The sequence below is a fragment of the Pseudokineococcus marinus genome, assembly GCF_013004605.1.
GTDB lineage: Bacteria > Actinomycetota > Actinomycetes > Actinomycetales > Quadrisphaeraceae > Pseudokineococcus > Pseudokineococcus marinus.
Genome location: NZ_JABEMA010000309.1, coordinates 1 through 3,597, shown reverse-complemented (window position 1 = coordinate 3,597; position 3,597 = coordinate 1). Strand labels below are relative to the sequence as shown.

The 3,597-nt window shown below is 78.5% G+C and carries 4 protein-coding genes; 2 read left to right on the top strand and 2 right to left on the bottom strand.

The features are described from left to right. The first annotated feature begins 173 nt into the window (after positions 1–173). Positions 174–824: a methylated-DNA--[protein]-cysteine S-methyltransferase gene (locus HLB09_RS14565; protein WP_212771137.1), complete on the top strand. Its 651-nt coding sequence runs from the start codon at positions 174–176 to the stop codon at positions 822–824. A gap of 256 nt (positions 825–1,080) precedes the next feature. Continuing rightward, a complete protein-coding gene (locus HLB09_RS14560; RefSeq protein WP_171204055.1) occupies positions 1,081–1,392 on the top strand; it encodes a hypothetical protein in 312 nt (103 codons plus the stop codon). 25 nt (positions 1,393–1,417) lie between these two features. Here HLB09_RS14560 and HLB09_RS14555 read toward each other — a convergent pair whose 3' ends face one another. Both HLB09_RS14555 and HLB09_RS14550 read right to left on the bottom strand, forming a co-directional pair. Next, the gene (locus HLB09_RS14555) at positions 1,418–2,650 is read right to left on the bottom strand and encodes an ATP-binding protein (protein ID WP_171204054.1); all 1,233 of its coding nucleotides are present in this window, start codon (positions 2,648–2,650) and stop codon (positions 1,418–1,420) included. A 257-nt stretch (positions 2,651–2,907) separates the two neighbouring features. Further along, positions 2,908–3,234, bottom strand: coding sequence for a rhodanese-like domain-containing protein (locus HLB09_RS14550; RefSeq protein WP_171204053.1), 327 nt, complete (start codon positions 3,232–3,234; stop codon positions 2,908–2,910). Between the last annotated feature and the right edge of the window lie 363 nt (positions 3,235–3,597).

Here is a 3,597-nt window from a genome sequence, read left to right as displayed (position 1 = left end):
GGGACGACGCCCGGCGCCACGCGGCGGCTCGTCAGCGACGCGCTCGCGGCGCTGCGCCGGGAGCTCGGGGCGGGCGGGCACGGCGACGAGCTCGGGGCGGGCGGGCACGGCGACGAGCTCGGGGCGGGCGGGCACGGCGACGAGGGAGACGGGCGATGATGAGGAGGCGGGTCGTGGACGAGCAGGTGGTGGCGGACGGGCGGAGCAGGAGCACGGACGAGGGCGCGGCGGTGCGTCGCCTGCGCGCCGCGACGTCGGAGGGGCTGCGCCGCCCCGTCGTGCCGACGACGGCGAGGGCCGGAGCCGATGTCGGCTTCTCCGTGCGGCAGACGGAGATCGGTCGCGTCCTGCTCGCGGACGGGCCGGGTGGCGCGCTCGTCGCGTCGACGTTCGTGCCGGACGACGCCGCCCTCGAGCGGGTCCTGCGGCGCCTGGCCGCGGGGGTGTCACCGCGCGTCGTCGAGGCGCCGGGCCGGACGGCGCGCGCGGCGGACGAGCTGGCGGAGTACCTCGCAGGGGAGCGCCGCGCCTTCGACGTCCCCGTCGACCTCGAGCTCGCGACGCCGTTCCAGCGCGCGGTGCTCGAGCGGCTCGCCGGCGTCGGGTACGGCCGGCGGACGACGTACGGCGCGCTGGCCCGCGACCTCGGTCGCGCGAGCGCGTCCCGGGCCGTCGGGGCGGCGCTCGGCGCCAACCCGGTCTGCGTCGTCCTGCCGTGCCACCGCGTCGTCGCGGGCACCGGGGCGCTCACCGGCTACGCGGGCGGCCTCGAGGCCAAGCGGCGGCTGCTCGAGCTGGAGGGCGCCGCCGACCGGGCCGGGTGAGCGGCCGACGGGGAGGACGAGCTCGTCCTGCGGTGGCATCGCCGCAGGTCAGCGGTTCGACGCATCGCGAGACCGGACCCTTCGTCCTCCCCGGCGGCGGCCCTCGGCGGGCGGAGGCGGCTCGTCGCGGCTGACGTCCTCGGCGACCGTCGTCCGAGCCGTGAGCCGTCCACCGGATGTTCACCCGGCCCGAGCGGCGGGAGGGGTGCGGTCTGCCTAGCGTGCGGGAGCACCCGCCGGCGACGAGGAGACGACCGTGAGCCACCAGCCCCAGGACGAGCAGCCCGACGTGCGTCCCGACCCCGACGCTGCGCCGTCGGCCGCCCACACGCCCGGCGCGAGCGCCGACCCGCCGTCCGAGGCGTCGGACCCGGGCGTGCGCCCCGTCGACGAGGACGCCCCCGGCATCACCCAGCACGTCGGGCAGGACGAGTCGACGCAGCGGGCGGACGACGGCGAGGACGCCTACGAGGAGGCGCGCAGCCGCGCCGAGGCGAGCGGCGCGACGAGCTTCTCGGTCACGACGCGCCGCGAGGGCGACGACGGGGGCGTGCCGGGGGCTCGGTGAGCGGCGCCGCGCCCCGGGCCGGGGGTCAGTCCCCGGCGTGCTGGCGCAGGTACCGGCCGAAGTGGGGCACGGTGAAGGCGATCCGCCCGCGCTCGGCGCTCCAGACGAGGCCCTTCTTCATGAGGGCGTCGCGGGCGGGGGAGAGGGACTGCGGCTTGCGGCCCAGCCGGGCGGCGACCTCCGACGTCGCGACGGCGCCGTCACCCGCCTCGGCGCCGAGATCGGCCATCGCCCGCATGTACTCGCGCTCGGCCGGCGTCGCGCGCTCGTAGCGCGAGCCGAAGAAGCCGACGGCGAGCTCGGCCTCCGCCTGCGGGGCGGCGACGGCGACGTCCTCGGCCGTGATGGGCGACGCCGTCGCCACGTCCCAGACGGCCTTGCCGTAGGACTGCACGAAGTACGGGTAGCCGTCGGTGGCGACGTGGAGCGCCTCGAGGGCCTCGGGCGTGAAGTCGGCGTCCTCCTCCTGCGCGGGCGTCCGCAGCGCGCGGTCGGCCTGCTCGCGCTCGAGCGCGCCGATGCGGAGGTAGCGGAAGAGCCTCTCGCTGTAGGACTTCGAGGCCGAGAGGACGGCGGGCAGGTGCGGCAGCCCGGCGCCCACGACGAGCAGGGGCAGGCCCTGCTGGCTCAGCTCGTGGCAGGCGGCGCAGAGCCCGGAGACGTCCTCGGGGCCGAGGTCCTGCATCTCGTCGATGCAGACGGCGATGCCGCGCCCCGTGCTGGCGGCCAGCCCCGCGACGTCGGTGAGGAGCTCGACGAGGTCGATCTCGATGTCGCCCGAGTCGGCGCGGCCCACGGCGGCGGGGACGTCGATGCCCGGCTGCCAGCGGTCGCGCATCTTGGGAGCGCTGCGGGCCGAGCGGGCCCCGGCGCCGGCGGGCACCGGCTCGGCGGTGGCGCGCAGCGCGAAGGCCTTGACGACGCCGAGCACCTCGGCGGCCTCGTCGGGGTTGCGCCCCGAGAGCTCGCGGACGGCCTGGTGCAGCGCGGCGGCCAGCGGGCGGCGCAGCGGCTGGTCGGGCCGGGCCTCGAGCTTGCCGGTGCCCCACCCGCGCCGGACGGCCGCCGAGCGCAGGGCGCCGAGCAGCACGGTCTTGCCGACGCCGCGCAGCCCGGTGAGGACGACGGACCGCTCCGGGCGCCCCCGCGCGAGCCGCTCGAGGACGACGTCGAAGGACTCGAGCTCGCGGTCGCGTCCGGCGAGCTCGGGCGGGCGCTGCCCGGCGCCGGGGGCGTAGGGGTTGCGCACGGGGTCCACGCGCGGACGGTAGCCGCGCCGCGCGGCCGCCCCCGGGACGTCTGGGCCCGTCTAGGCGTGTCGCCAGACGGGCCCAGACGCTCCACCCGGCTCCCTCTCCGACGCGAAGGTGACGCCCCCTTGACGTGAGGGAAGCCCTCAGGCGTGAAGGAGGCGTCACCTTCACCTGGGGGAGGCCCTCAGGCGTGAAGGGGGCGTCACCTTCGCGTGGGGGAGGTCCTCAGGGGTGAAGGGGGCGTCACCTCCGCGGGGAGGCGTCAGAGGACGCGGGGCTCCTGGCCGGACTCGCTGACCATGGGGCGCTCGGCCTCGTACCAGGCGCCCATGCCGCCGGCGACGTCGACGGCGTCGACACCGTTCTGCTGCAGCCACGCGGCGGCGCGGGCGGACCGCCCGCCGGAGCGGCAGACGACGTGGACGTCGCCCTCGGGCAGCTCGCCGACGCGGGCGGGCAGGTCGCCGAGCGGGATGTGGACGGCGCCGGGCGCGTGGCCGGCGGCCCACTCGTCGTCCTCGCGGACGTCGACGAGGACGGCGTCCTCGGGGACGTCGGCGGCGGGCACGCGGCGCTGGTCGTCGCTCACGGGGTCTCCCTGGGGTGGTCGGTGGCGGGGTCGACGGTCGGGCCGCGGAGCGCCTCCGGCGCCGACGGGCCCATTCGATCATGCCCCGACGCGCGCGCAGGCCGCCCGCCCGGAGGGGCCGGGTGCGGCGGGGAACCGCGGACGCCCTCCCGCGCGTCGGTCCTCACAGGGCGGTGGCCCCACCGCCCGGGAGGCGCCCACCCGTGCGCCTCCCCGAGCGACGCGGGACCCCACGCGCGAGCGACCGCGAGACGAGCGAGGACACCATGCCGACGCCCACCGCCCCGACCGACCGGCGCCCGACCGACCGGCGCCGCGGCGCCGCCCGCCGGCGCGCCCGCCGCGCGGTGCTCGCGCTGCCGG